Origin of the sequence: Vibrio sp. T11.5, assembly GCF_027587155.1 — a bacterium.
Lineage (GTDB): Bacteria > Pseudomonadota > Gammaproteobacteria > Enterobacterales > Vibrionaceae > Vibrio > Vibrio neptunius.
In genome coordinates, this window is sequence record NZ_JAPPTP010000024.1 from 36,769 (window position 1) to 63,108 (window position 26,340).

Genomic DNA, 26,340 nt, shown 5'->3' on the forward strand with positions numbered 1-26,340 from the left:
TGTTGTGTTGTGGCTAACTTCTCTTAACCAATTTCCTAATTTTTAGGCGCATTCCTTTTCTAAAAAACATCCATGTTGTCGCTAGAATCCACTTTGCCTTAAACAACAAGGGTATCCCTAGACTGACCCCAAAGCCCCTTTCATAAAGCCATTGCCAACGTTGGTAAGTATAGCAGTCATAGGGATAACCATTCTGCTGACGCAAACGCTCTGGCACCTCTAAACCTAGTACGTCCCCATTAACAATAACTAGATTATTTAGCATGACATTTCGAGAATTCTTTAAATCTTGCTTGGAACCATGTTCATCAACCAATTTAGCAGGAATAAACTGATTAACAAAGTGGCTCCATATTTTCTGTTCAACATGGACACTATCTTTGGGATAGTGCTCGTGTTGTTTTTTTCCACTTAGTTCTTCTCGAAAAACGTAGTCTGAGAAATACTCTATGTTCCATACTTTCAGCAGATCAGCAGTTTCCCCAAACTGGAAAAAATCTGAATAGAAATAGGGAATACGAAGCCCACGCTCATACTCTTTTGCATAAAAATTGGAGCAGACCAACCTTTTATTAAGAAACGAATAGCGTTCATCACGTTGGGGGTATTTTTCAAATAACTCGATAACATTCGTATTGTGAAGTACATTATCAGAGCGTAGCTTTGCAGCGTACTTAGTCTTCACTGCGTTTAAGCCGGTGTAAGTCGAAGCAATCTGGCGATTGACATTAACCTTAACCGCTTCATCCTTTTTGCTATATACAAAAGTAGTTGAACCTGGATCTTTATTAAAAATCACAACATCAACATTAAGCCCTGAGACGTCCTCACCTTCCCAAGTCGAAAGTATCACTTGACTCCCGGGAAACCTATTTCTTAATGTCAAAATTGAACGTTGAGTAATAGTTGGGTGTATTGGCCCTTGGACAACAAAGGTTATATCTTCAAACTTCATATTGATGAGTACTAATCGTGGATACTAAGGCCATTGTAGCCGTTGAAGAGCAAATCGTAGCCAGTGCAATCCCAAGAAATTTGACGCTTATCGACTTCCTTCTCAAACGACCTTTTCAATCTCTCCAAGTTACCTTGTTTCCAAGCATTTCCTGATTGCTGATAGCATTTATCAAAGTCGATGATCCAAACTTTGTCTTGCTCATCGATGAGGATATTATGAATATTGAGATCCGTATGATTGACCTGTGCATCATGCATTTTACGGATTTCGAGGCCAACCTTTCGATACATATCTTCAGAAAGTGGCTTTTCTATCAGAATGGAAACCAAATCCTTTGCATTAGGAATTTTCTCACTCAGTAGATCCGCTTTATAGGTTACGCCATTCTTTATTGCACGAGCAGCAATTGGTCTAGGTACATTGACACCAGCTTCAATCAAAGTGTTTAGTAACTGAAATTCCTGATAGCTGCGAGTTTTTTCCCAGCTTGAAAAGAGATAACTGTCTTCCACTAGTTTTCCAAACAAGCCACCACGACGATAATGCCTGAGTGCCGCGTCAATCGTTTCCGTTTGCACAAACCAAGTCGTGCCACGTCCTTGAGCGCTGCCGATGACTTTACCTGCACTTTGCCAAAACTCAGCGTCGAACACCTGCTTAGGATCTTCCTTGAGCAAGACATCATCATACCAGATGGTTTGGTTGTCCAATTGCGTGGTTTTCATGCGAGAGCATCTCTGATTAAATTCGAATGGCTATTTTACATTTATTGAGCGCCTCTGCATAATCTTCACCATTGCTAGCCAAGTGAATTATTTATGAGCCTTTTTTCTTCCGCCCCTGACTCTTTGTGTATTTTGCGCTTATCTGCCATTGGTGATGTGTGTAATACCCTTGCTGCAGTTCAAGCCATTCAGCGTCAGTGGCCACAAACCGACATCGTTTGGATCACCGGCAAGCTTGAAGCCAAACTGATTGAAGACCTACCTGGCATTCGTGTGATCGTGTTTGACAAGAAGGAAGGCTGGCAGGGCTATAAAAAACTCTGGGCTGCATTAAAAGGACAAAAATTTGATGCATTGCTGCACATGCAGTATGCATTTAGAGCCAGTGTAGCGACTCTTGGCATCAAGGCGAAATACAAGCTTGGCTTTGACTCCATCCGCAGTCAGGATTTTCAAACCTTGTTTACCAATATCAAAGTGCCTTCACCTAGTTCCATGCATGTCTTAGATGGACTGCTCGCCTTTGGCCATAAGCTTGGTATTCAAGATATGAACCCAGTCTGGACACTTCAATATTCAGATGCAGATGAACATTGGGCGCAGCAGCAATTATCGACTGGCAAGCGCAACTTGGTTGTCGTACCAGCAGCAAGTAAAGCCTACAAAAACTGGACAGCAGAAGGCTACGCCGAACTTATCCAGCACGCCGTCAACCAAGGCTGGCAAGTAACCTTAGCCGGTAGCCCTGCTCAGGTGGAACTAGATCTCGCGACGAAGGTTGAGAACAAGCTGACGTGTACAATCAACAATCAGGTCGGTCAAAGTTCACTAAAACAAATGCTGGCGCTGTTAGACAAAGCTGATTTGGTGCTCGCCCCCGATACCGGTCCTGCTCATATGGCCAATGCGGTCAATACACCGGTTATTGGCTTGTATGCCCACCATAATCCTGAACGCACTGGGCCTTATCAATATCGCCAATATGTGGTGTCTGCTTATAAAGAAGCCATTCAGGCTGAAACAGGAAAATCTGCAGAGCAACTCAGCTGGCGTGCCCGTGTCAAAGATAAAAACGCCATGCAGCGCATTCAACCACAGCAAGTCATCACCATGTTTGATAAAGTAACCACAGAACTCCATTTACAATAAACTCCGATAGACTTCAGAGGTACCACAGTGAGTAAACCAACCATTGCCGTCGCACTTATCGTTAAGAACGAAGCGCAGCACCTGAAAGCTTGTTTAGAAACCGTTCACGACTGGGTAGACGAGATTGTGGTTCTGGACTCTGGAAGTACAGACAATACCGAAGAGATTGCACGCAGTTTTACGGACAAGTTTTTCGTCAATCCTGAATGGCCTGGCTTTGGCCCTCAGCGCCGCTTAGCTCAGTCCTATGTTGAGTCGGACTACGTCCTTTGGTTAGATGCCGATGAGCGTGTCACTCCCGAGCTCAAGCAAAGCATTTTAGATTCAGTGAGTGCAAACAAGGTGGATACCATTTATCAAACGGCCCGTCTAAGCTGGGTGTTTGGACGCTATATTCGTCATTGCGGCTGGTACCCCGATCGTGTATTGCGCTTATACCCAACCAAGTTGACACAATACAATGACGCTCTGGTCCATGAAAAAGTTGAAGTAACAAAAACCATGAAAGTCGAAAACTTGAATGGCGACTTGATTCACTTTACCTATAACGACATGAATCACTACTTAGTGAAGTCGGCGGGCTATGCCAAAGCATGGGCTGAGCAGCGCGAGAAAAAAGGTAAGAAGAGCAGTATCTCACAAGGCATTTTGCACGCGTTTGGCTGCTTCTTGAAAATGTACGTTGTCAAAGCAGGCTTTCTTGACGGCAAGCAAGGATTCTTGCTCTCCCTGCTTTCGGCACACTCTACTTTTGTGAAATATGCGGACCTGTGGATTCGCAGTGAAACAGACAAGATGCCGGATAAATTCTAAGTCTTTCAATACAAACAAAGGGCGATATTTCTATCGCCCTTTTTTATTAATTCAGCTTACGACTTATCCATGGTTGTAACTCTCTCGAGACCACATCTATATCAATTCTGGCCATATTTTCCTGACTGGCTTTATCTTCAGCCTGAGGTGGGCAAAAAGCGACATGGTTGCCTGCCGAGTTAATCGGCTTCCAGCGTAGAGGAGTTGCTGATCGCTTGCTTGGGAAAAAGCCAACGGTCGGTACATCTATCGCCGCTGCGATATGGAGGGGCCCAGTAGAGCCTGCAACGAACAAGTCGGCACAAGCGATAGAACAAGAGAAATCGACCAAACCATCGTTCTTGTCATACACCACCGAGGCTCTGCTCTTTTCTTTCAGTAAGCTATGTAACTCAGCGGCTTTCTGTTCTTCTCCCGGCCCAGCCGTCAGTATAATTTCAAACGGCTCCGGCATATCGCAGATTAACTGAGTGTATTGTTGTAGAGATAAGTTATTGGCTGAACCACCGCTACCAGCATGAACGAACACCCATTGCTTCTCTACATTCAAGTTCAATTGTTGTGAGAGCTTATGCTTTTGTTGCTGCAGATCGTCAACTGAGAAGGAGAGATAGGGTGCGCTAGGCTCAACCACAGCTTGGCCAATATCCGTTAAAAACGCACGTACTAAGTCTAGGTTGTATTCGTATTCTGGTTTTGCTGATTGTGAACGCTTCTGTTTGATACGTTTGTTATAAAAGATCTGCGCCAACTTTGTCGCCGGAGCGAGGCGGTAAGGGATTTTTGCTTTCCAGACCAATTTAGCGTTATATGTCGTAGAGAAAAGGTTGATGGATGCATCAAAACGCTCCGCTTTTATTTGCTCAATCAAAATCGATTGCGCCTGATTAGAGCCCTTCTGCGTTGGATCAACCAACACTTTATCAATCCAAGGACACAGCTCTGCCAGCGCTACCGTGTAATTAGGCACCAGCGCGGTAATCTGGCAATCCGGCATCGACGCTTTCAGCATCGCAAAGCTGGGCCAAGCCAGCATGAAGTCGCCTATTTTGTCGTTACGAACCACCAGTATCTTTTTCATTACACTTCCTAACTCTCAGTCTTTGCTCCCAATGATAACGGCTAAGTTGGGTAAATGTGAGCCTTTTTGTTACCATTAAGCGATACCAAAGAATCATCTGAGTAATGAATTGTGAGCAAAAAACGTCTTTCCCGCGTGATCTATCCAGGAACTTTTGATCCGATTACTAATGGCCATTTAGATCTAATAGAACGAGCAGCAGACATGTTTGATGAGGTCATCATTGCTGTTGCGGCCAGTCCAAGTAAGAACACCATGTTTACGTTAGAAGAGCGCGTCGCTTTCGCACAACAAGTGACTCAGCATCTGGATAATGTCAGCTCTAAAGGCTTTTCCGGTTTAATGGTCGACTTTGCAAAGCAAGAAAATGCGAACGTTCTTATCCGTGGTTTACGTACCACTGTCGACTTTGAATACGAATTTGGTTTAACCAATATGTATCGCAGACTGATGCCCGGATTAGAGAGCGTCTTCCTGACACCCGCTGAAGAACATGCATTTATCTCTTCGACCATAGTCCGTGAGGTGGCCATTCATGGAGGGGATGTCACTAACTTTGTGCCTAAAGCGGTCGCGGAAGCGTTAAAAAGCAAAGCGAAAGTCTAGTTGTTATCGAGATATAGAGCTGAGCACAACCTCAGCTCTATATTTGACTATTTCTGACAATAGCTACAAAAAAACGTATTGCGCTGGCCAATTTTCTGCTCTTCAATCGCTTCACCACAACTAGGGCAGGCTTCACCCGCTTTACCATAAATTTGCAGCTCTTGAGCAAAATAGCCCGGTTTACCATCCGCTTGAGCAAAATCCTTTAACGTTGTTCCGCCCTGCTTGATGGCCGTATCGAGCACCTGTTTAATCTCTTTAACCAAACGTTGCCACTCTTTAGCCGTTAGCGTGCCTGCTGATCTTGTCGGATGGATACGTGCACTAAACAATGACTCGTTGGCATAGATATTTCCTACCCCAACTACGACTTTGTTATCCATGATGAACTGCTTCACTGCGACGCGCTTATTCTTTGCCTTATCCGCGATATATTGCGCATCAAAGTCTTCCGTTAGCGGCTCTGGCCCCATATGACCCAAAGCATCATGTTCACCATCTTCGGTCCACAGCCAAGCCCCAAATCGTCTCGGATCGTTATAGCGCAATATCTTGCCATTAGTTAGCATCAAGTCGACATGATCGTGCTTTCCCGGCTCCATGTAGGCATCCAGTACACGCAACGACCCCGACATACCCAAATGCACAATAGCGCTACCCATATCGGTTTCAATCAGCAGGTACTTAGCACGGCGGGAGATACTTCGAATCACCTGACCTTCCATTTTCTTTAGCTCATGTGGGATGTCCCAGCGCAGCTTAGGGGTGCGAAAAGTCAGCTTAGCAACGGTTTGTCCAGCCAAATGAGGAGTGATCCCCATACGGCTGACTTCAACTTCGGGTAATTCAGGCATAATGGTATAGTGATGGATAGCTCAGGGTATTTAAGGTATCAGATATTCAGAAGCAACTGAAACGGCTATCCATTGATCCTGCCAGTTTTTCAATAGCCAGAATTGCGGGGTTTGATAGAAGGTGATCCTTTGAGGTTCTTCCTGATCACGGTACCAAACTTCTATCGTCTGTGGTGAGGCTAATTGAGGCTTCAATCCATCAAACATTTTCTGATCAACTTCAGTCCCAACTAACCCCGACCAGCGTTCAAATAACTCCTGTGGAGCAAGGCTGCTTTGCTTCGTCAAACTCCACTCACCGTTCAAGTGCTCTAGTGACCAGTCAGAAAAATGCAGTGCTTTCAACTCCGCCGACGGATTGAGCAGATAAGGGTAAGGACTAACTTCAGCGACCGGTTCGTCATCAATCAAATAGGTTTTGATGATAGTCGGCAAATTGAGGATCGCGATAAACGCGATAATGCCCAATATCATGATGTTATTCCAGCGGCGACGCCGTGAGGTAGAAACACGCATGAATTTGTAATTCCTTATAGGTAACTATAAGAAAAAGTAGCAGAAAACAACAACGAGGGAAATGGAGAGAGGTAGGTTTGATCGTGGCAACGTTACAAAGTATCAGACAATAAAAAACCCAGCAAAATGCTGGGTTTCAAATACAGACTTCTGTTTAAGAAGCTTCAAAGAAGAATCAATTACTTGATTTTAGCTTCTTTGTACATAACGTGCTGGCGAACAACTGGATCAAACTTTTTGATCTCAAATTTGCCTGGCATGTTACGTTTGTTCTTGTCAGTAGTGTAGAAGTGACCAGTACCTGCAGAAGATACTAGACGGATTTTCTCACGTACGCCTTTCTTTGCCATTGCCTATTTCCTCTTAAACGTTTTCGCCGTTTGCGCGAATGTCAACAAGAACAGCATCAATGCCCTTCTTATCGATGATACGCATACCTTTAGCAGATAGACGTAGTTTAACAAAACGTTTTTCGCTCTCTACCCAGAAACGATGAGTTTGTAGGTTCGGCAGAAAACGACGCTTAGTAGCATTGCGTGCGTGTGAACGGTTGTTACCCGTTACTGGACGCTTACCAGTTACTTGGCATACTCGTGACATGAATGTCTTCTCCAAAATCGTTTCAGCTCGATATCAACCTTGGTGGCCGAACCTCTCAGTTTCTAAATATAGAAGTTTGAGGTCTTATACCGTTATGGAAACCCATACAAGGCTATCAAAGGTCGCGCATTATACTAACTTGACTAGCATTGCTCAAGACCCGAACAGATCCTTTTTCAAGGTTTTCGTGATCTTTTTTAGGCAGAGCTGATAATAGTTCAAAAAATGTCGGGGGATTGTAGCAGAATTCGCGCAACTCACAACAAATAATGTGATTTAAATCCATCCATGCTCAGCGAAAGAAAAAACATCACCATCTCCAACCACAAAATGGTCGAGAATTCGGATATCGACCAAAGCCAGTGCTTCACTAATACGCCGCGTAATTCGGCGGTCGGACTGACTCGGCTCCGCAACACCAGAAGGGTGATTGTGCGCAAGAATCAAAGCCGCTGCATTGAATTCTAACGCCCGTTTAACAACCTCCCTTGGATGAACAGACGCCGAATCAATCGTGCCCTCAAACATCATTTCCTCTTTAATTACTCGATGCTGACTATCGAGGAACAGAATATAGAAAGCTTCACGATGGCGATCGCGCAACACACTGGAAAGATACAGCTTAGTTTGCTGTGCGCTGGTCAGTGCCTCACCGCGTTGCAAAGTTTCACTCAGGTAGCGCCGTGTCATCTCAAGCACAGCTTGCAGTTGAACATATTTAGCCTCCCCTAATCCTTTGTGCTGACAGAACTCTTCCTTACTCGCTGCGAATAAGCTGCGCAGCGACCCGACATCCTTAAGCAGTTTGTCCGACAACTGCAGAACATTCATACCCTGAGTACCTGTGCGCAAAAAAATCGCCAACAGTTCAGCATCGGTGAGCGACTGTGGGCCTCGGCTGAGCAGTTTCTCTCTAGGCATCGACTCTCGAGGCAACATGCAAACGCTTATCCTTAAGACAATAAAATGAGTGACGTTAGCTTAAACTCTCCTGCTCACTCTCTGGCAATCAAAACCATTATCTTCGTCGCAGTGAAAGATTTTATGCAAATAATAGGTATATAAAAGAGCAAGAAAGAAAAGGGCAAAAACGCACAGAATCTGCAACAACACTTTCCATTTCTAGAGTCTCTATTGGCTGCGTGGTAATCTACGCGCAGTATTTTTTAAGGATGATCATCATGCAAACACTCGCGGGCAAAAAGATCCTACTTGGTATCGGTGGTGGTATTGCCGCTTATAAATGTGCCGACCTAACACGTCGTCTGATTGAACGTGGCGCTGAAGTTCAGATTGTGATGACGAAAGCAGCAAAAGAGTTCATTACGCCACTGACAATGCAGGCGGTCTCCGGACGTCCAGTCTCCGATAGCTTATTGGATCCGGCAGCAGAAGCCTCAATGGGCCATATTGAGTTGGCTAAATGGGCCGATTTGGTCCTACTTGCACCGGCCACCGCTGATCTAATTGCACGTATGGCAGCAGGGATGGGTAATGATTTACTCACCACACTGGTACTTGCGACCGATGCTCCAATTGCAGTCTCTCCGGCGATGAACCAACAGATGTATCGCAATCAAGCAACACAAGAGAACATTGCGACGCTAAAGAAACGCGGTATGTGCATCTGGGGGCCTGCAGCGGGTGAACAGGCCTGTGGCGATGTCGGTCCTGGCCGAATGTTAGAGCCAATGCAACTCGTGGGATTGTGCGAACAGTTCTGGGGCGACAAACCTCTCAAAGGTAAGTCAGTATTGATTTCTGCCGGGCCAACCCGCGAAGCCATCGACCCAGTACGTTACATCACTAATCACAGCTCAGGGAAAATGGGCTTCTCATTGGCTGAAGCAGCGGCTCAACTCGGTGCAACGGTCACGTTAGTCGCTGGGCCAGTGAATCTTAAAACACCAGCTGGATCGCAGCGCATTGATGTGGCGAGTGCAGAAGATATGTATAACGCCGTAATGGACAAGGCTGGCGAGCATGATGTTTTCATCAGTTGTGCAGCTGTCGCGGATTATCGCCCACAAGCGATTTCAGAGCAGAAGATTAAGAAGACGGATGACAGCGAACAAATGACCATCACTATGGTCAAAAACCCAGATATTGTTGCCTCCGTTGCTGGTATGACTCAACAGCGCCCGTTTACCGTGGGTTTTGCCGCGGAAACTCAGGATGTTGAACACTACGCGCGGACTAAACTGACCAAGAAAAATCTCGATATGATTTGTGCCAACGATGTCTCAGTAGAAGGACAAGGTTTCAACAGCAACGACAATGCAATTAACCTATACTGGAAAGATGGTGAGCAATCACTTACCCTTGCATCAAAACAACAAATTGCGAAGCAGATACTTACAATTATCGCCGCAAAGTTAGACAATTAAGTCGCTATTCTAACAATCAGATATTCGTCTATTCCGCCCGTCTTAGCCTGCTAAGTTGGGCGAATGCCCGTGTCTACGGGCATCAACAGTGGTAACAAAAGGAACACGTTCATGGCCGGAACAAGAAAAAGCAACCGCCGGGAAGAAATCTTACAAGCACTTGCACAAATGCTCGAATCTAACGATGGGGGATCTCGTATCACGACTGCCAAGCTTGCAAAACATGTTGGCGTCTCAGAGGCTGCGTTGTATCGCCATTTCCCGAGTAAAGCGCGCATGTTTGAAGGCCTGATCGAGTTCATCGAGGAATCCTTGATGTCGCGCATCAATCGCATTCTGGATGAAGAAAAAGATACCTTGACGCGCATCCGTTTAGTCCTGCAGCTGATTCTGGCCTTTGCAGAACGCAACCCTGGATTAACGCGTATTCTCTCCGGACACGCACTGATGTTTGAAAATGAACGATTGAGAGAGCGCATCAACCAACTGTTTGAACGTATTGAAACTTCCCTTCGTCAGATTCTGCGTGAGCGAAAAATCAGAGAAGAGAAATCCTTCCCCGTTGATGAAAGCATTCTGGCAGCACAGTTGCTTGGTCAAGTTGAAGGTAGCCTAAACCGTTTCGTTCGCTCAGATTTTAAATATCAACCCACGGCCAACTTTGAAGAATACTGGTCACTCTTGAGTGCACAAATTAAGTAATCACTATGAGCAAAAAAAATAGCGTCGAAAAACCTCAATTTACCCCAGCCCTGCTTCACCCTAAATATTGGGGCGTATGGTTTGGGTTTGGTTTGCTGGCCCTGACCGTCAATCTGCTTCCTTACGCCCTATTACTTAAAATCGGCCGAGGTATTGGTGCGTTAGGCATGAAGTTGGGTAAATCCCGCGTCAAAATCGCCAAACGTAACCTTGAGCTGGCTTTTCCTGAGATGGAGGCCAAAGAAGTCGACCGCATGGTCGTAGAGAACTTCAAAAACACGGGTATGGCTTTAATTGAGACTGGCATTACTTGGTTTTGGCCCACTTGGCGTTTTAAGCGTATTTTGATTGCAAAAGACATCAAAGAGCTCCAGCGGCTCAACGATGAAGGTAAGGGTGTGCTGCTCTGTTGTGTGCATGCGCTGAACTTAGAAATTACTGCTCGTGCATTTGGTGTTCTGGGTTTACCTGGATACGGCGCTTACCGCCCCCACACCAATCCTGCTTACGAGTTCATCCAATACAGAGGGCGCACACGTAACGGCAACCAACTCATTTATCGTCGTGATCTTAAACAAATGGTGCGCGTATTACGCCAAGGCCATCGCCTGTTCTACCTGCCGGATCAGGACTACGGCCACAATAAATCTGTGTTTGTGCCTTTCTTTGCTGTTGAAGAAGCTTGTACAACAACAGGAACCAGCATCCTTGCTTACACTAGTAAGAGTGCCATCGTGCCGGGTTCAGGGTTCCGCAACCAAAGCGGCAAATACGAAATCATGGCCGATAAGTCTATCGACCAAGATTTTCCACAAAAAGATGAAACGGCGGCCGCTACCTACATGAATAAATTCGTCGAAGAGATTATCATGCGCGCTCCGGAACAGTGGATGTGGCTACACAAGCGATTTAAATCGTTGCCAGACCACTCTCTTACTAACTCAAGATATCAATAACATAGGTGCTGCTTTCAATGAGCAACAACGATAAAAATAGCATCGATAAACATTTGCATAACCCTACCTTTGAGTGGGCATTTTTACACCCTAAACACTGGGGTACATGGCTGGGCATTTTATTTGCCACCTTGTTGGCCTTTATTCCCTACCGCTGGCGCGATAACTTGGCGCGAAAACTGTCTGTATTTGTGGTACGCAAAAATGGTCGTGTGGTACGTCGTGCGCGAGTGAATCTCAAATACTGTTTCCCTGAAAAGTCAGACCAAGAACGTCAGGAGATTTTGGAAGAAACCTTTGTTAAGGCCGCTCAGTACCTATTTGGCTATTCTGAATTTCTGATTCGCTCAACCAAACACAACCAAGACCGCGGTGTCATGATCGGCGAAGAGAACATCTTACCGCTGCTCGACGCGGGGGAAAAAGTGATCATCTTAGCGCCTCACGCTTGGGCCGTTGATTATCCAGCCGTGATGCTGGCGGCGAAGGGCTATAAAGTCACCACCATCATGAAGCCGCAGCGCAACCCAATCGGCGATTGGCTAATGCAAGTGCAGCGTATGCAATATGGTGGTCGTATCTTCGCTCGGGAAGCGGGGGTAAAACCTTTCGTACGCTCAATTAAAGATGGGTATCTTGGCTACTGGCTACCAGATGAAGACTTCGGCGCCGCCAACTCGGTATTTGTCCCATTCTTTGGTACAGAGAAAGCAACTCTAAAAGGCTTTGGCAAGATGGCGCGCCTATCGAAAGCCAAGGTGATTCCGGTTTTGCCTGCTTACAACGACAAATCGGGTAAGTACGAAGTGCACATTCTGCCAGCCTTGGAAAACTTCCCAACCGGCGATGAAGAAGCTGATGCTCGTGCAATGAACCAAGCGATCGAAGATTTGGTCAGACCGCATCCTGAACAATACATGTGGAACCTGTCGTTATTAAAAACGCAGCGCGACGGAAGCGAAATCTACGATAACTCTCACTAGGTAATAAAAGCTCGTGAGAGGCAAGAAGCCAAAAGGGTTGATGCATCGGCATCAACCCTTTTTAATATTTGCAGCGTGAGGCTCAATCACTTGTTTTACTGTGGCTAAACCTCTTCTATAGCGCTCTATTAGATGCCGTATTCAGCACGATAAGCTTTTACCGCTTCCAGGTGCTCGGTCGCATTACCTTTCTCTTCAAGATAAGTCACTAAGTCACCTAAGCTAACAATGGAGATCACTGCACAGCCAAAGTCACGCTCAACTTCTTGAATCGCAGACAACTCACCTTTGCCTTTTTCCTGACGGTCAATCGCCACCAATACACCAGCCAAGTCTGCTCCATTGGCTTTGATAATTTCCATCGACTCACGAATCGCAGTACCCGCAGTAATCACATCATCAACCAGCATAATACGGCCTTCTAGCGCACTACCAACAAGGTTGCCGCCTTCGCCGTGGTCTTTCGCCTCTTTGCGGTTAAAGCAGTATGGCGTGTCTATCTCGTGATGATCCGCCAATGCAACGGCTGTGGTCGTCGCAATTGGAATCCCTTTGTATGCTGGGCCAAACAAAACATCAAACTCGATGCCAGAATCTGCCAGCGCAGCGGCATAGAATCGACCCAAACGCGCTAAATCTCGACCCGTATTGAAAAGACCAGCGTTAAAGAAATACGGGCTCTTACGACCTGACTTTAAAGTAAACTCACCAAACTTTAGTACTTCTTTCTCTAATGCAAACTCAATAAATTCACGCTGGTATGCTTTCATCACTTTCTCTCTAAATAAAAGGTCTAGTTGTCTAGACGGTTTATAAACAGTTCAAAACCTAGCCTTGGCCAAATTTTGATAAAAAAATAGCCCCCGTTGTGGGAGCTATCTAAATCAATTTTCTAACGCCGCCTTCTGCGCCGCTACAATCTCGGTGACCCCTTTAGTCGCCGACTCCAATAACTTCATCAGTTCAGCATGGGTGAACGGTTCGCCCTCTGCGGTACCCTGAACTTCAATCATGCGGCCATCTTCCGTCATGACCACGTTCATATCCGTGTCAGCGGCAGAGTCTTCGACATACTCTAGGTCACACAACACATCTTCACCTAGGATACCGACTGAAACAGCAGCAACATGGCCTTTCATCGGGTTTTTCTTCAGCTTACCGTTTTCAATTAGGTGCTTGAACGCATCGGCCATTGCCACGCTAGCGCCTGAAATCGATGCGGTACGTGTACCGCCATCAGCCTGAATTACGTCACAGTCGACAGTGACCATAATCTCACCCATCGCTTCTAGGTCAACCACGGCACGAAGACTACGTGCAATCAGACGCTGGATTTCCATGGTACGACCACCCTGTTTACCACTTGCAGCTTCACGACGCATACGTGAATGCGTTGAACGTGGCAACATGCCGTATTCAGCCGTCACCCAGCCCTTGCCCTGACCTTTTAGCCAGCGTGGCACATTCTCTTCAACGGTCGCATTACACAATACTTTTGTGTTGCCGAATTCCACTAAAACTGAGCCTTCAGCGTAAGCCGTGTAATTACGAGTGATTTTGATTGGGCGAATTTGATCCGCCTGACGGTCATTTGGACGCATGGGCATCTACCTTAGTTATCTACCTAACGAGAGGGGGAGACGAATTTGGTTGGAGCAGGATTCTAGCAGAAAGCAGGATATCGGGAAAGCACCCCACGGTGTTGCGTTCCAAATCTCGTGCATTCTGCTACTATTGCAACGCGTTATTTTCAAAGATGATGAAATAGGAAAATTCGATGATCTACAGTATGACCGCCTACGCACGTAAAGAAGTGAAAGGCGATTGGGGTACCGCTGTGTGGGAAATCCGCAGTGTGAATCAACGTTACTTGGAAACCTACTTCCGCCTACCGGAACAGTTCCGAGGTTTAGAACCCGTTCTTCGCGAGCGTTTTCGCAAGCGCCTAGCACGCGGTAAAGTCGAATGTGCATTGCGTTTTGAAGCTAACCCAGCAGCAAAAGGCGAGCTAAGCATTAACGAAGGCTTGGCACAACAAGTGATCAATGCCGCTAGCCAAGTGATGAAGATGACGGGTGACGAAAGCCGTCTTAACCCCTTCCAGATCATGAACTGGCCGGGTGTGATGGAAACTTCTGAGCAGGACATGGATGCGGTAAACAAGGATTTGTTGGCGGCTTTTGACCAAGCAGTAAGCGAATTTATCGAAGCCCGTGGCCGTGAAGGCGAAAACATGAAGGCGCTAATTGAACAGCGTTTATCAGCCATTACTGACGAAGTAGTTAAAGTTCGTGCTCGCATGCCGGAAATTCTCGATTGGCAACGTGAGCGCCTGTTTGCCAAATTTGAAGATGCTAAAGTTGAACTTGACCCTTCAAGGGTCGAACAAGAGCTGATTTTATTGGCGCAGAAGTCAGACGTAGCAGAAGAGCTGGACCGCTTGGACTCTCACGTTAAAGAAGCGACCAATATCCTGAAAAAAGGTGGCGCTTGTGGTCGTCGTCTCGACTTTATGATGCAAGAGTTCAACCGTGAGTCGAACACGCTCGCATCCAAGTCTATCAGTACTGACATCACCGCATCTGGCGTTGAACTAAAAGTGCTGATTGAGCAGATGCGCGAGCAGATCCAGAATATTGAATAGCATTTCATCGTTATTCATTTAACTTAAATGCTTTGAAAATAAAGGGTTCCTATTGGAGCCCTTTATTTTTTGGGGAGGATTATAATGCCGTTATGACCCATCAATTAACACCCGAATCTCTATCGCTTTTTATTAGCCACCCTTCCAATGACATGATTCAAGGCATACCCCGCGATTGGATTACCTTGTCACGCTTCATCAATTCTCCACTGCGCATTTTTCGCCATAATAACCAATAAAACCATCAGTAGCCTTATGAATGATGACTGTGTAGGCGGACAGTAAAGAGAAGGCAACACATTGCTGGGAAATATTCTTTATGGTGCCTGTCTTTGTTATTTATTTTTAGATCAAATATTAAACACACGTACGGTCGCCCTGTATGATTTACACTCTCACAAGAAAAGAGTTTATTAATATATAAAATATAATAATATTAGTTACATTGAACATAATCACCCATATTACGCACCAAGAAAAATAGTTATGATTTCATGCTCTTTATTCAATAATGTGAGTAAATCATGAGCAGGAATCCTCCACCGAAAGGTCGAAGCTATCCATTCGCACAGCGCGGTAGTGCTTTTTGGGAAAAGTGTCATGTCACATATGATCAAGCGGTTGATATGTATTATGACCAAACCGCGATGCAGCAACATTTAGGGCATAATCCTATTGTGAATTCATTGGTTTATAAAAGAGTCACATATCCAAACATTTTTGATGCCCAAAGAGCATATACACCGGATCAGAATGCTTTTTACCAAAAGAAAGAGCAGGAACAGCTTGCGTTTGAAGCAAGAGGCATCAAGGCATTTAAAAATATGAATGATGCGATCCGTGGTCGCTTAAATCCTACGGAAGATGGTTTGGCTAATCCGCTTGAGCGTCCTTTAAAACCAATGGGTGACGTATCAAAGGGCATTTTCGAACAGTTTACGAATGAAGTTGTTCATGAGCCGTCAGATAGAAGTGCAGAGACAGCCTCCGTTCAGCCCAATTTGCCTGAAATTCAAGCCAGCGAAGATGGACGCGAATCCGTTCAAGAACAGTGGCAACCTGTGGCGGGAGATTTTCCGTTATTGGTTTTTGAAACAAAAAATAATATGGATGATTTTGATGCTCCGGATATGAATTTCGGAGATGAAGATCGTTTTAAAATAGAGTCTTACGGATTTATGCAGCCATTTAAAGACAGTTACGCTGCGCCTCAAGCTGGCTATCCTGCTTCTAATTATACAGTGTCAGAAGACCAATTTTCCTTACCTGCAAGTGAACATTTCGAACGTATGAGGTTTTTAGGGAAGGTTTTCTCTAACGTTACCGTCGGTAGCATTTTAGGGTTTGAAACAAGCTCTGTTTTTTCTGAAATGGTTGATAAATTTGAGCGTAATGAGGGCGGTTACTACAGTAACCCATTGCTAACTAATGCGTTAAAGGAACACAAAACTACTTCTAATTTTCATCAAGCCCTAAAAAAATGCTTAGAAGAGAGCCTTAAAAACGGGAGATTGCCCGATGATATCGTTAGCGTTTCAAGTCAATACATGATGTCCTCAGAAGGTGAGAGGCTGCCTAAGTTTGATTCAAGTCCACGTAGCAGAGACCTTTATAATGGTACAGTGCTTAGTATTCACGATATTTGGTCATTGCGTGTTTATGTTGAGCGACTTGAATACAAAGGAAATAAAATTAGAGGGATATTTAAGTATGAAGTTCAAGATCACTTTGGACTCGATACTAATGACATTAATCATGATTTTAGCGATGGTATTAAAAAGCAATACGAACAGTTGGAAGGATTTCGCTCTTGGTATTTGCTTCAACACTTTAAAGGATACGGTTATAAACCATTCATCACTAAAATAGACTTTGAACTATGAGAATATTAATTAGATATATTTTGCTTGCTATCCCTCTGCTTTTTCTAGGTTTGGCGTGGTTTGGTGTGGTCTTTGGAATAGATTTAATCCCTGATGGCGTTTTACTTGATGATACATTTGAATATAGTGGAGATGGAAAAAAACCAACAGGTTATATATCTCAAAGCTGGTTTGATTCCGTATCCATTGTAGTTATGGTTCCCGGTTTTTTTATAGGCTCTATATATACCGCCTACAAAAAACTTTGGTGGTGGTTTGGGGCTTATATGCTTATCGGTGGTTTACCCGTTGGTATTTTTTCTATCGCGGTGTATTTGGGATGATTTAACTACAATTCTTTAATCCGTATCGACATGTAGGAGCCAAGGCGGGATCGCACTTGGTTAACTAATGTGATCTAATTATGCTAAACCCTTAGAAATACAGTCAGTTTAAACCTTATGGAGCGGCATTCTTTATGGTACCTGTCCTTGTTATTTTAAAGAGCTTAATTTTGAGATTGCGCTAAAGGCCAACCAAGAAGACCAATGCAAAGGGCACTTTTGGGAAAGCCGCTACAAATGTCAGGCCTTACTCGACGAAAAGGCTCTGTTAGCTGCGATGGCCTATACAGATTTAAACCCTGTCAGGGCAAACATCGCCGATACTCCAGAGCAGTCTCCTCATACTTCGATAAAACTGAGATTGGATGCCATTGCCAGCCATCAATTAACACCGGAACCCCTAGCGCCTTTTATTGGCAACCCTTCCAACGACATGATTCAAGGCATTCCTTTTCGATTGGTTGATTACATCGAATTGGTCGATTGGAGTGCGAGGCAGTTCAGGCAAGGAAAAGCGAGTATAAGTAAAAAGCTCCCGCCAATTTTGCAGCGGCTATCCCTTTCTCAGTCAGAATGGTTAAAGGTCGTTACTCAGCTTGAATCTAAGCGCGTGTTTTACATAGCGTCTCGCCACACTCTGAACCGCTTCAAATCTAGTTTGAATAGGCAAAGGGTGCACGCCTTTCAAATTGAGTGAGCCTGAGTGAACTCAGCATTTAAAATGCGTACCTAACGGTTGCCTGCCTTGTCACGCCTCATCAATTCTTCATTTCGCATTTATCGTCATAATAGCCGACAAAACCATCAGTAGGTTCATGATTGATGGTTATGTAGGCTGAAAATAAGGAGAGGGTAATGAGTTGCTAGTCGGTATTCTTTATGGTGCCTGTCCTTGTTATTGTATGTTATTGTCTAAATTATTCTTTATCTGAATAAACTCTATTCTCTAGATCATATACAACCGAGAAATCTCTAACTGTTGTCTTACTTGCACTAAAGACAATATTTAACCCTTCACATGAATATGAACACCAGCTAAAGAATAGTTCTATTTCGTTACCGAGGTTTAAGCAACTAGGATATGGAATATCGAAGCAAAAATTACCATCGAAATCATAAACCTTTCCCGCCTCTAGTGAATGTTTACTACCAAGATCATCAAAAACACATAAGAGCTTCATCTCGGTTAAAGCCATACAGTATGAAAAACGATACGCTAAATTGATTTCCTTAATTTTATCGCCATCAGAGAAGGATAACACCCCCTCTTTCTTTGGCCTGAGATACTGATAATTTATATCACTCATTTAGTTTACCTTTGCAATCCAGTATTGCTCCACAATCACCCAACTTACTAACACTCTTAGGTAACGGTTTTGCAACACCAACGGGAATTAATTGCTCCTGTCTTTGTCCTGGTTCAATGAGCGGTTCAATTTGATTTTTCCCACCAGGGTATATCGTACCGTCACTTCCAACTTGAGGACCGATAACACTCTCTTGTACTTGCGTTCTAGGCTTAATCTCAAACTCCTGTACATGAGTTTTCTGTGGTCCCCACTCAGGTTTTACAGCAAAATCATACACTACTTCATCCTGGCTATTAATTGTATCTCTTGTGAAGAAACCACCGATTCGGTCTACTTGACCAGTTTCAGGATTAATTTGACCTTCAGCAACCGCTTGCCAGACCCGCATACCTTCTGGTGCCGGATAAGCAGTAATTGGGTGCTCTGGTGATTCTGGTGGTCGATATGTTGGATCACCGTGTCCAACATCAAACAGCTTAGGCGCATCAACATCCGGCAAATCATCAAAGTCAAAATCAACATCCGTTACATCTTTAGCAATCTTATTCCCAAGCTTTAACGTCTCCTTGGCAGCCGCTTTAGCTGGTGCTTTCGCAATTGGTCCACCAAAACTACTAACATCCTCAATCAATCGCTCTGCCGCAGCATCTATGGCTGCATCCTGATCACCCATCAGCTCAGCAACATGTTGCTGCTCTTGTGGTGTGCCATTGCTGTCGCTAAAGATCAGTTGCTCTGGGTTCTCAACGAAGTTTTCTACAGCATCAACAACACCATCCGCAAATTGCTCGGCGAAACCAATAGGATCCTCTTTAACAGCATCAACAATCTTAGAGCCATTATCTACCACTTGCTCCGCAGCATCACCAATACCAACTTCAAGCGGTTTTTCACCGTTTTCTGTTGCGTACTTGGTGTAAAACCCTTGCTCACCCGTGGCCAAGCCAGCGTCAATAGTAACCACTTCTCCTGCATTAATGGTGCTATCGTTGAAGGTCGCTTCATCGTTTGGTTTAAAGTACTCACTGGTTTCAGTATCAAAGACCACATCAAGGAAAGTACGATCCCCCACAGACTCCGATGCGGGATCAGTTTGAGAGGCTGCCAGTGATTCTAAAGCTGCTCTAGCTCTTGGATTCTCTGAGATATGCTCTTGCTCAGACCAACCTTTATCAACCTGAAGCAATGCTTGCTGCATTAACTCAGCTTTTGCTTCCTCGACTGTCAAACCATATTCGGTCGCATAATCTTCAGCATGACCCGCAATTACTCGGGCTTCATCAGCATAGAGCTGACGGTAATTAACAACTCCATCACCCTGCGCATCACGATTTATATCCTGATACATATCAGTGGTATTTTTAAGCAGTTGAATTTTATCCTGACTACTTATTTGACCATTCTCAGTCTTAGGATTATTCAACTGTACATTGGTATAACTACCAGCGGAAAACTCTATACCATCAGCTGAATATTCACCAAAGGTATCTGCGTACTCTTCGGCCAATTCACCTTCACGGAGTCGGGTTTGCCCTTGATCTATCCGTACGTGAGCGGCTTCATGCCCCATGGTTTCAGCAACACCTGTTGCACCATCATTATTGTTATAATCTATATAAACTCTGGAATCGGTTGCTTTGCCCTGCGCCGAGTTAGAGTACGTCATCCCTTGGAATTTTTCAGTCGCAACCGCTTTGGCACTTTCAATCGTCACGCCATAAACGCTTGCATAAGCCTGAGCATACTGATTTAACGCTTGGTCATACTCTTCAACGCTGTAGTTCTGTTTATTCTCTAGAATATCAACAGATTTACCACCATCAGAGAGCGCAAGGTTCTTCTGGACATCCAGATCTTTTTGCACGTCATCAATATGATCCAAGGTATCAGTTAGAACGATGGAGTCTTTGGTTGCCACATCTCCAACAGCTTGACCTAACCTTTTTGTTCTCTCGACATCTTCCGTTATCGCTTTTCGCCCATCTTCGGTCAACAACCGATGATCAACCGTAACATCGATATCCCCCTGCTGACGGTCAACACTAAACAAGTCTTTATCTGTATGTTCAATGTCGCGATTTAGGCGTGAGGTGTCGTCGGAGTTTTCTGAGTCCACAATAGTCAAATTACCTTGACCAATTGTCGCCAGTGTCTTGGATTTGCTGTAACCCGACGTATTCTTGTATTGAACAGACGTTGAATTATTGGTTGAATCCAGTTCACCGTCATTTACTCCGACACTCGTGTTTAACCCCATGCTTCTATTTTGGTTGTAACTGGTGTTCGAAAGGTCTGCATAAGTGAAGGAGCCTGTGGATAGGTTAAGCTGACCACTGTCTTTGCCCTCATCGTCTAGAGCTGCAATGGTGGCACCTTTAAGATCCGTGTTACCGACAACATCAATATCTAAGCTACCGTTTGAGGTCAAACGGGTTTCAATCGTTTGCTTGTTGCTTGTGCGTCCATTGGAAGCGTTGATGCCTGAACTGCCTCCAGTCAGCTGTCCGGCGTCACTCCCCCCTGTAAGCGATAAGCCGCCACTTATACCTTGCCCTTTATTGGTCGAGCTATGACGGTCTTGCACTGAGGCGATATTCAGGTCTCCGCCAACATTCACCACCAAACTATCGTTGGCCGCGACGTTAGCACCATTCACATTGGTATCGGCTTGCGAGGTAATAGCAATATGCTGCCCACTCAACTTGCTATTGGTGTGTGTCGTCGCTGTTGTTGTTTCTTCACTACGGTTGGAACTGCCCGTGAGGTTTATTCCTGATGATGCTCCATACACGGTGAGAGAAGCACCTACAGAGCCAGATTCTGTTTGAGACTGGCGATGGTAAGTGTCTTGAGATGCTTCTAAATTGACCTCATTGGCAGCTACCGTCAGGCTCTCTTTAGCCTCAACTATCGAGCCCCGCACTAAGGCTTGATCGCCGTTTTTCTGTCCTGCGTTTAATACGACATTCTGACCTGACAGATTTGACCCAATTGACGTAGTCTGCTGCGTGGTAGAATCAGTTTGGCTAGCTTGAATATCAAGGTGAAGACCCGCATTAAACCCATAAGTAGCGGCACTTTGTGATGCAGCTGCGCTCTGCTGAGCAAGTAGTGTTGTCTTGGATGTGACATCTTCGGCCGCTAAGGCAACCCCTGAGACATACCAAGCTTCATCACTCTTAACGTCAGACACTAAATCACGAAGTTCTTCCACATCTTCAAATGAGACACCCGGCTTGTTGTCAGAATACTCTTGCTCTAGACGCGCTAGGGTTGAAGAAAGTGAATCGAGTCCTTTTTTGTACTGCTTATAGTCTTGCTGCGCTTTCTTAAGACGCTTGGTTGAGTCTTTTAGTGCTTCGGCTGCTTTGGCTACTTCCGCAGCCTGATGCTGAACCACCAAACTGACTTCTGCCGAACCATGTATTTCTTCTTTTTGCTCGTTGAACTGATCGACGACTTCTTTGACGATGATGCTATCTTTCGCCTCTAGGTTTAGATCCCCTATGCGATCACTATCTGCATCTGCGCGTAAGTCTGAGCCTTCAACCCGAATGTCTGACTCTGCAGATAAAGATAAATTACCTCTCGATGTAATAGCGCTGCCTTGATGGCGTATCTCTTCGCTTTGTGTGGTAACTTTATCGTATTTTGCTTCTCCCAATGTGACTTTAAGGGTACCGTCATCAAAGCTAATTCCCTGATTAAAGTCGCCCAGGCCGACAGATAGTTTTTCTTCGCTTTCGAAGCGAGAAATAGATTCCTTCGCTGAAAGTACTTCAACATTACCCGTGTCTGCTTTTAGCGAAGCATCTTGCCCAGCAGTGAGGCCTGAACCCACCACTTTAATCGAACCTGCCTCAACATTTAGGTTACCGCCAGCCGAAATTTGGCTTGCTTGTGCAGTTGAAGATTGCTCACCTTGACGCTTTTTCTCCATTTCAAACAAGTTACCGCCACTCAGGAAGGAAGATTTCTCATCCCACTGCTGACTCTGCTTCAAGACCTCACCGGCTGCCACTAACACATCGTCAATGGCGTTCAAATTAACGTCACCCCCGCTAGTCACTTCACTCGCCAGAACACCAATACTCTGACCTGAAGTAACAGAGACATCGCCAGAGTTAATCACATAACTGCTATTGAGTAGGGTCGCATCATCGATACTTCCTTTGCGATGACCGCTTAATCCACCAAAGCCTTTCTTGATTGACTCGTGACGTTCATATGTTTTATATGACTGAGCGGCTAATGTGACATCACCATCCGCTGTTAGGCTGACCTGTTCTTGAGCATTGAGCTCTGAACCAATCAAACGGATATCGCTGTCGCCACCTGGAGTCAAAGTTGAATCTAGGTTTTGTGCCGTCAGTGTGATGTCCTCACCAGCCGCAATAACGCTTCCTTTCGCCTGCTCATGATAGGTTTCGTTGATTGTGGTCTTGCTTCGGCCGAATGATTTCTTACTTACCGTTTTATCAAAGTGATATTGGCTATCATTAACGGCAAGTACATTGATATCCTGTTTCGCTTTCAGCGAAGCCGACCCTTCGGCCATGATCTGGCTTCCAGATAAAGTGATATCTGACCCCGAAGTCAGGACGACATCAGAGCCACTTAATGAAGACCCTTGATGACTTGTTGAACGGTTTAATTCTGAATAACCAGAGCGATACAGGTGATCGGATTGTAGATTCTTTGCTGTCTGAACCGTCACATCCCCAATGGCGTGTATGTTCAAATCCCCAATGGCACTAATCTCACTGGCAGTGACAGAAACATCACGCCCTGCAACTATAGATAGTTGGCCACCTGAACCAATGCTAGAACCAATATGCTCTGTCGTTTTCTCTCCAACGCGTTTTCGTCCCAGATCTACATCAAATGCATGTGTATTGGCTTTTGTATCCAGAACAATATCTTGAACTGCAGCCAGAGAAACATCGCCACCCGCAGAGATTGACGCAGCGATGTTCTCGATGTTTTCTCCTGCATTAATACTTAGAGAGTTACCAGAACCAATGTTGGCAGTACGCCCAATATCTGTGAAAACACTTTCTCCTCCGCCATGCATTGCGCGGAGCTCTTTCACTAAAGTTTCATTGATCACACTGCCAGATGAGCTGGTTAGGGCAAGGTTCTCACCTAAAATATCACCGCTGAGGTTCAGGATATCGTTCTCGGCTGTTAGCGATACGCTACCACCACGTATCGTTCCTCTCTTGTTGCTAATCCCATCTTGGCTAACAACTTTTAGTGAGCCGGAGCCCACTATTTCACCAGAATTGTCTAGGTCGCCAGATTGAATGTCTGTGTGAGTGGCAGCGATTTGTGCTCCAGAAACAATATGCTTCTTCGTCACTTCAGCAAGGTACAGTTTCGGAGCTAAAACAGACTTTCCGTTCACCTCAATGGTTTCGTACCAAACAATATCTTGCCTCAGGCTTGCCACTTGTTGTGCAGACAACGCAATACCAACTTGTAAATCCAGCGCTTGCTTTTCTGCTGCTGCTGAATCCATCAGCTGTTGCATTTGAGCCAGATCGCTACCCACATTTTTACCTAGGTATCGCTGGCCTGTTTGCTCAAAGATAGCCTGGGTAATAACTCGAGTATCATAGAAAGCGTCGCCTAGGAAAGTGACGTCTTCTTCTGGGTAATAGTCCACCTGACTTTGAAAGTAGTCTGATCCTAAGAACTGATCCAAGTTAGTCAGCAACGGATTGGTTTCTATGACATATCGCCCTTCAGGTTTAGGGCTAAAAACAAACAATCCATTTGGCTGAGTAGGTAAGCGAAACTCAGGAAACGGAACAGGTCCCCGACTGATTAAGCGAATATCTGGGCGGGGGTGCTCATTGAACACAGGAGCCTGTGCAACCGATGGGGCACTGACAGTGCTCTTACGTGAAATGGTAGTTTGGCGACTTTCTTCTCGTATGATGTTGTTGCTAATCTCAACGCTATCAGGAGAATTTAAGTTTATCTCAGTTGCACTCTCGGGCTGTTCTACTCTAGCCAACCGAGTATTAGAAACTGTCTGCGTCTCTATATCAGCTGATTGAATAGTGTCTACATCCCCCAAATATTCCAAGCTTAGATTATCAGGGCCTGAAACCACAGCACTTTGCGTTGCTTGCAATTGACGAGACTGCGCAGTACTGCCGCTAGCGGCACTATTCGCTCTAATTGTCGAATTGTTGACGGTATTCGAGACATTTAGGTTTAAACGATTAGTAGCCGTTATTGAACTATTGAGCTGGCTACCTCCATGATTGACGCGACGAGTATTTACCCTGTTGAATTGAAGTGTGCGTATACTCCAACCATCAATCAGTTTGTAATCATAGTAAGTAGTGTGTTCTGAAAACTGATAACCTTTGTTAGTCAGTGAGCTCGCACTGATAGAAACATTTTTCCCCGCTATCTGACTCGAATTATTTAAAACGGTTCCTGCGCCGATGACGAGGTCTTCTTTTGCCAGAATTTTACTCACAGAAGAGGCATTTTTAAGGCGCACGGCTTCCTTGTAAGCAAGTACTGTAAACTCATCTCCAGAAAGGATCCTATATGCCCATGAACACTGACTACCTCTCTCTTTATCTGTGCAATTATCAGTTTTATAATACTCTGTGGTAGGTTCATGCTGTGTCCCTCTGGAATTATAAAGTGCTGGGTACTGAGCTCTTTTATCTTGCGACGCTACCGTCTGAACCTCTAAAGTTGTCCTCTTATTTGTCAGATTACCAGTATATATTGAAACATCACCACCTGAAGATTCCATGGTACCTGAACTGTTCGTGACACTGGTGTTCCGTTCATTAGCTGCATTCCGAGCAATCACCATATCCTGCCCGGATAGTACATCGCTATAGTTGTTCAGATTTTCACTAAATAGATTGGCATTACCACCCGCATACAGCAATCCATGGTTTGTCAGCGTTCCACCGCTCTGCAGTGTTAAATCAGAAAGCGATACCAACGCACCACTGTTATGCAACGAATCTGAGGTCAATCCCAACGCCGTAATCGCTTGCAGCGTTCCTGAGTTAGCCACATCACCAGCTTGGATTTCTGTGGTATCGCCTGAGATTAAACCTCCAGACTGGTTGGTTAGTCCTTCATCTAGCTCTACTCGAGTCAAATTGCGACTACTAATCTCCGAACTATTTTCTAAGCGCGCTGCTTTCAGATGTAAATTACGCCCAGCAATCAGAGCGTGCTGATTGTTGTATTCACCATTCACTGTAATATCTAAATCGCGATTTGAAGCCAACGTGCCTTGATGTGCCAGCTGGTGCGCTTGAACTTCAAAGTCTTGGTGGGATTGTAATTGCCCCTGATTATTCAACTGCTTGGCAATAACCTTGCTATCACCACCACTTAGCCACTTTCCTTGGTGATGAAATTGTTTTGAATTAGCTGCTAAGTCAACTCCCGCTTTTAATGAGCTTTGGCTTTGTGTCATCAGTGAATTGTCAGCGGTTATAAGCATGCTCTGGCCTGACTGGATCTCACCAGAAACCACTATTTGAGCCGCCTTTAAGGTCATATCCCCTAAAGATAAGGTACGACCAGTTTGTGTTAGCGTCTTAGCTTGAGCGATCAGGGTGGACAAGCTGCTCACCACACCAGAGATTTGTATTGAATCAGCCGCTATGCTCATGGCTTTGCCCGACAACAACTTCTGGGTGCTCGACAGCACGCCCGTCTCGACAGATAACGCACCACCTGACTCAACATCACCTGTCAGTGACACCGAGTCTCGTTGCGATAACGTCATGCCCCCAACACTGGCTAACACACCACTTTGTGATAACGACTGACCTCGCACCGTCACAGCATCCTGT

Annotated in this window: 23 protein-coding genes; 11 read left to right on the forward strand and 12 right to left on the reverse strand. The window is 45.1% G+C overall.

Annotation, left to right across the window (positions count from 1 at the left end):
* Positions 1-13: 13 nt before the first annotated feature.
* Together OH455_RS19060 and OH455_RS19065 are read right to left on the reverse strand one after the other, a co-directional pair.
* Positions 14-955 carry a WavE lipopolysaccharide synthesis family protein gene (locus tag OH455_RS19060; protein ID WP_269982453.1) on the reverse strand — a complete coding sequence of 314 codons (942 nt, stop codon included), beginning with the start codon at positions 953-955 and terminating at the stop codon, positions 14-16.
* An 11-nt stretch (positions 956-966) separates the two neighbouring features.
* Positions 967-1,683, reverse strand: a complete 717-nt coding sequence (locus OH455_RS19065) for a 3-deoxy-D-manno-octulosonic acid kinase (RefSeq protein WP_269982454.1) — start codon at positions 1,681-1,683, stop codon at positions 967-969.
* A gap of 93 nt (positions 1,684-1,776) precedes the next feature.
* On the opposite strand from OH455_RS19065, the gene OH455_RS19070 reads away from it, so the two are divergent.
* Together OH455_RS19070 and OH455_RS19075 are read left to right on the forward strand one after the other, a co-directional pair.
* A complete protein-coding gene (locus tag OH455_RS19070; protein ID WP_269982455.1) occupies positions 1,777-2,832 on the forward strand; it encodes a glycosyltransferase family 9 protein in 1,056 nt (351 codons plus the stop codon).
* A 27-nt stretch (positions 2,833-2,859) separates the two neighbouring features.
* Positions 2,860-3,645 carry a glycosyltransferase family 2 protein gene (locus tag OH455_RS19075; protein ID WP_045976631.1) on the forward strand — a complete coding sequence of 262 codons (786 nt, stop codon included), beginning with the start codon at positions 2,860-2,862 and terminating at the stop codon, positions 3,643-3,645.
* A gap of 46 nt (positions 3,646-3,691) precedes the next feature.
* Here the strand turns inward: OH455_RS19075 and OH455_RS19080 are convergent, their stop codons facing one another.
* Positions 3,692-4,726, reverse strand: coding sequence for a glycosyltransferase family 9 protein (locus OH455_RS19080; RefSeq protein ID WP_269982456.1), 1,035 nt, complete (start codon positions 4,724-4,726; stop codon positions 3,692-3,694).
* A 111-nt stretch (positions 4,727-4,837) separates the two neighbouring features.
* On the opposite strand from OH455_RS19080, the gene coaD reads away from it, so the two are divergent.
* Positions 4,838-5,332, forward strand: a complete 495-nt coding sequence (gene coaD / locus OH455_RS19085) for a pantetheine-phosphate adenylyltransferase (protein ID WP_038514047.1) — start codon at positions 4,838-4,840, stop codon at positions 5,330-5,332.
* Positions 5,333-5,379: 47 nt separating this feature from the next.
* Here coaD and mutM read toward each other — a convergent pair whose 3' ends face one another.
* The 5 genes from mutM to radC all read right to left on the reverse strand — a co-directional run bounded on the left by mutM (position 5,380) and on the right by radC (position 8,253).
* On the reverse strand, positions 5,380-6,186 hold the full coding sequence (gene mutM, locus OH455_RS19090; RefSeq protein WP_269982457.1) for a bifunctional DNA-formamidopyrimidine glycosylase/DNA-(apurinic or apyrimidinic site) lyase: 807 nt from the start codon (positions 6,184-6,186) through the stop codon (positions 5,380-5,382).
* Between the two features lie 30 nt (positions 6,187-6,216).
* Positions 6,217-6,702 carry a hypothetical protein gene (locus OH455_RS19095; protein WP_269982458.1) on the reverse strand — a complete coding sequence of 162 codons (486 nt, stop codon included), beginning with the start codon at positions 6,700-6,702 and terminating at the stop codon, positions 6,217-6,219.
* A gap of 179 nt (positions 6,703-6,881) precedes the next feature.
* Positions 6,882-7,052, reverse strand: coding sequence for a 50S ribosomal protein L33 (rpmG, locus tag OH455_RS19100; RefSeq protein ID WP_004410866.1), 171 nt, complete (start codon positions 7,050-7,052; stop codon positions 6,882-6,884).
* 13 nt (positions 7,053-7,065) lie between these two features.
* Entirely contained in the window at positions 7,066-7,302 is a 237-nt protein-coding gene (gene rpmB / locus OH455_RS19105) for a 50S ribosomal protein L28 (RefSeq protein ID WP_004410867.1), read from the reverse strand.
* 276 nt (positions 7,303-7,578) lie between these two features.
* Positions 7,579-8,253, reverse strand: a complete 675-nt coding sequence (gene radC, locus OH455_RS19110; RefSeq protein ID WP_045976636.1) for a RadC family protein — start codon at positions 8,251-8,253, stop codon at positions 7,579-7,581.
* Positions 8,254-8,483: 230 nt separating this feature from the next.
* Between radC and coaBC the strand changes: the two genes are divergently transcribed.
* The 4 genes from coaBC (at position 8,484) to lpxM (ending at position 12,330) form a co-directional block, all read left to right on the forward strand.
* A complete protein-coding gene (coaBC, locus tag OH455_RS19115) occupies positions 8,484-9,689 on the forward strand; it encodes a bifunctional phosphopantothenoylcysteine decarboxylase/phosphopantothenate--cysteine ligase CoaBC (protein ID WP_269982459.1) in 1,206 nt (401 codons plus the stop codon).
* A 111-nt stretch (positions 9,690-9,800) separates the two neighbouring features.
* A complete protein-coding gene (slmA, locus tag OH455_RS19120) occupies positions 9,801-10,391 on the forward strand; it encodes a nucleoid occlusion factor SlmA (RefSeq protein ID WP_045976638.1) in 591 nt (196 codons plus the stop codon).
* 5 nt (positions 10,392-10,396) lie between these two features.
* Positions 10,397-11,347, forward strand: coding sequence for a Kdo(2)-lipid IV(A) acyltransferase (locus OH455_RS19125; protein WP_269982460.1), 951 nt, complete (start codon positions 10,397-10,399; stop codon positions 11,345-11,347).
* Between the two features lie 17 nt (positions 11,348-11,364).
* Positions 11,365-12,330, forward strand: a complete 966-nt coding sequence (gene lpxM, locus OH455_RS19130) for a lauroyl-Kdo(2)-lipid IV(A) myristoyltransferase (RefSeq protein WP_269982461.1) — start codon at positions 11,365-11,367, stop codon at positions 12,328-12,330.
* A gap of 128 nt (positions 12,331-12,458) precedes the next feature.
* On the opposite strand, the gene pyrE is transcribed toward lpxM, so the two are convergent.
* Together pyrE and rph are read right to left on the reverse strand one after the other, a co-directional pair.
* On the reverse strand, positions 12,459-13,100 hold the full coding sequence (pyrE, locus tag OH455_RS19135) for an orotate phosphoribosyltransferase (protein WP_006963407.1): 642 nt from the start codon (positions 13,098-13,100) through the stop codon (positions 12,459-12,461).
* 114 nt (positions 13,101-13,214) lie between these two features.
* Positions 13,215-13,931: a ribonuclease PH gene (gene rph / locus OH455_RS19140; RefSeq protein ID WP_269982462.1), complete on the reverse strand. Its 717-nt coding sequence runs from the start codon at positions 13,929-13,931 to the stop codon at positions 13,215-13,217.
* A 176-nt stretch (positions 13,932-14,107) separates the two neighbouring features.
* On the opposite strand from rph, the gene OH455_RS19145 reads away from it, so the two are divergent.
* From OH455_RS19145 to OH455_RS19160, 4 genes are all read left to right on the forward strand, one after another.
* On the forward strand, positions 14,108-14,974 hold the full coding sequence (locus OH455_RS19145) for a YicC/YloC family endoribonuclease (protein WP_045976643.1): 867 nt from the start codon (positions 14,108-14,110) through the stop codon (positions 14,972-14,974).
* 524 nt (positions 14,975-15,498) lie between these two features.
* Complete coding sequence (locus OH455_RS19150) at positions 15,499-16,857, forward strand: DUF3289 family protein (protein ID WP_269982463.1); 1,359 nt, start codon at positions 15,499-15,501, stop codon at positions 16,855-16,857.
* Positions 16,854-17,180 carry a hypothetical protein gene (locus OH455_RS19155; protein ID WP_269982464.1) on the forward strand — a complete coding sequence of 109 codons (327 nt, stop codon included), beginning with the start codon at positions 16,854-16,856 and terminating at the stop codon, positions 17,178-17,180. The genes OH455_RS19150 and OH455_RS19155 overlap by 4 nt, the downstream gene beginning before the upstream one ends.
* A 277-nt stretch (positions 17,181-17,457) precedes the next feature.
* Positions 17,458-17,877 carry a hypothetical protein gene (locus OH455_RS19160; protein ID WP_269982465.1) on the forward strand — a complete coding sequence of 140 codons (420 nt, stop codon included), beginning with the start codon at positions 17,458-17,460 and terminating at the stop codon, positions 17,875-17,877.
* A 220-nt stretch (positions 17,878-18,097) separates the two neighbouring features.
* Here the strand turns inward: OH455_RS19160 and OH455_RS19165 are convergent, their stop codons facing one another.
* Positions 18,098-18,487, reverse strand: a complete 390-nt coding sequence (locus OH455_RS19165; protein WP_269982466.1) for a hypothetical protein — start codon at positions 18,485-18,487, stop codon at positions 18,098-18,100.
* The gene (locus OH455_RS19170; protein ID WP_269982467.1) at positions 18,480-26,330 is read right to left on the reverse strand and encodes a hemagglutinin repeat-containing protein; all 7,851 of its coding nucleotides are present in this window, start codon (positions 26,328-26,330) and stop codon (positions 18,480-18,482) included. The genes OH455_RS19165 and OH455_RS19170 overlap by 8 nt, the downstream gene beginning before the upstream one ends.
* Positions 26,331-26,340 lie beyond the last annotated feature (10 nt).

Bases quoted from the DNA above. Each gene is read 5' to 3' on its own strand.
- OH455_RS19155 (WP_269982464.1), top strand. From the start codon at position 16,854: ATGAGAATATTAATTAGATATATTTTGCTTGCTATCCCTCTGCTTTTT.
- OH455_RS19095 (WP_269982458.1), bottom strand. From the start codon at position 6,702: ATGCGTGTTTCTACCTCACGGCGTCGCCGCTGGAATAACATCATGATA.
- coaBC (WP_269982459.1), top strand. From the start codon at position 8,484: ATGCAAACACTCGCGGGCAAAAAGATCCTACTTGGTATCGGTGGTGGT.
- pyrE (WP_006963407.1), bottom strand. From the start codon at position 13,100: ATGAAAGCATACCAGCGTGAATTTATTGAGTTTGCATTAGAGAAAGAA.
- OH455_RS19080 (WP_269982456.1), bottom strand. From the start codon at position 4,726: ATGAAAAAGATACTGGTGGTTCGTAACGACAAAATAGGCGACTTCATG.
- rpmG (WP_004410866.1), bottom strand. From the start codon at position 7,052: ATGGCAAAGAAAGGCGTACGTGAGAAAATCCGTCTAGTATCTTCTGCA.
- rpmB (WP_004410867.1), bottom strand. From the start codon at position 7,302: ATGTCACGAGTATGCCAAGTAACTGGTAAGCGTCCAGTAACGGGTAAC.
- lpxM (WP_269982461.1), top strand. From the start codon at position 11,365: ATGAGCAACAACGATAAAAATAGCATCGATAAACATTTGCATAACCCT.
- slmA (WP_045976638.1), top strand. From the start codon at position 9,801: ATGGCCGGAACAAGAAAAAGCAACCGCCGGGAAGAAATCTTACAAGCA.
- OH455_RS19065 (WP_269982454.1), bottom strand. From the start codon at position 1,683: ATGAAAACCACGCAATTGGACAACCAAACCATCTGGTATGATGATGTC.
- OH455_RS19150 (WP_269982463.1), top strand. From the start codon at position 15,499: ATGAGCAGGAATCCTCCACCGAAAGGTCGAAGCTATCCATTCGCACAG.
- OH455_RS19060 (WP_269982453.1), bottom strand. From the start codon at position 955: ATGAAGTTTGAAGATATAACCTTTGTTGTCCAAGGGCCAATACACCCA.
- rph (WP_269982462.1), bottom strand. From the start codon at position 13,931: ATGCGTCCAAATGACCGTCAGGCGGATCAAATTCGCCCAATCAAAATC.
- mutM (WP_269982457.1), bottom strand. From the start codon at position 6,186: ATGCCTGAATTACCCGAAGTTGAAGTCAGCCGTATGGGGATCACTCCT.
- OH455_RS19070 (WP_269982455.1), top strand. From the start codon at position 1,777: ATGAGCCTTTTTTCTTCCGCCCCTGACTCTTTGTGTATTTTGCGCTTA.
- OH455_RS19125 (WP_269982460.1), top strand. From the start codon at position 10,397: ATGAGCAAAAAAAATAGCGTCGAAAAACCTCAATTTACCCCAGCCCTG.
- OH455_RS19165 (WP_269982466.1), bottom strand. From the start codon at position 18,487: ATGAGTGATATAAATTATCAGTATCTCAGGCCAAAGAAAGAGGGGGTG.
- OH455_RS19160 (WP_269982465.1), top strand. From the start codon at position 17,458: ATGGCCTATACAGATTTAAACCCTGTCAGGGCAAACATCGCCGATACT.
- OH455_RS19145 (WP_045976643.1), top strand. From the start codon at position 14,108: ATGATCTACAGTATGACCGCCTACGCACGTAAAGAAGTGAAAGGCGAT.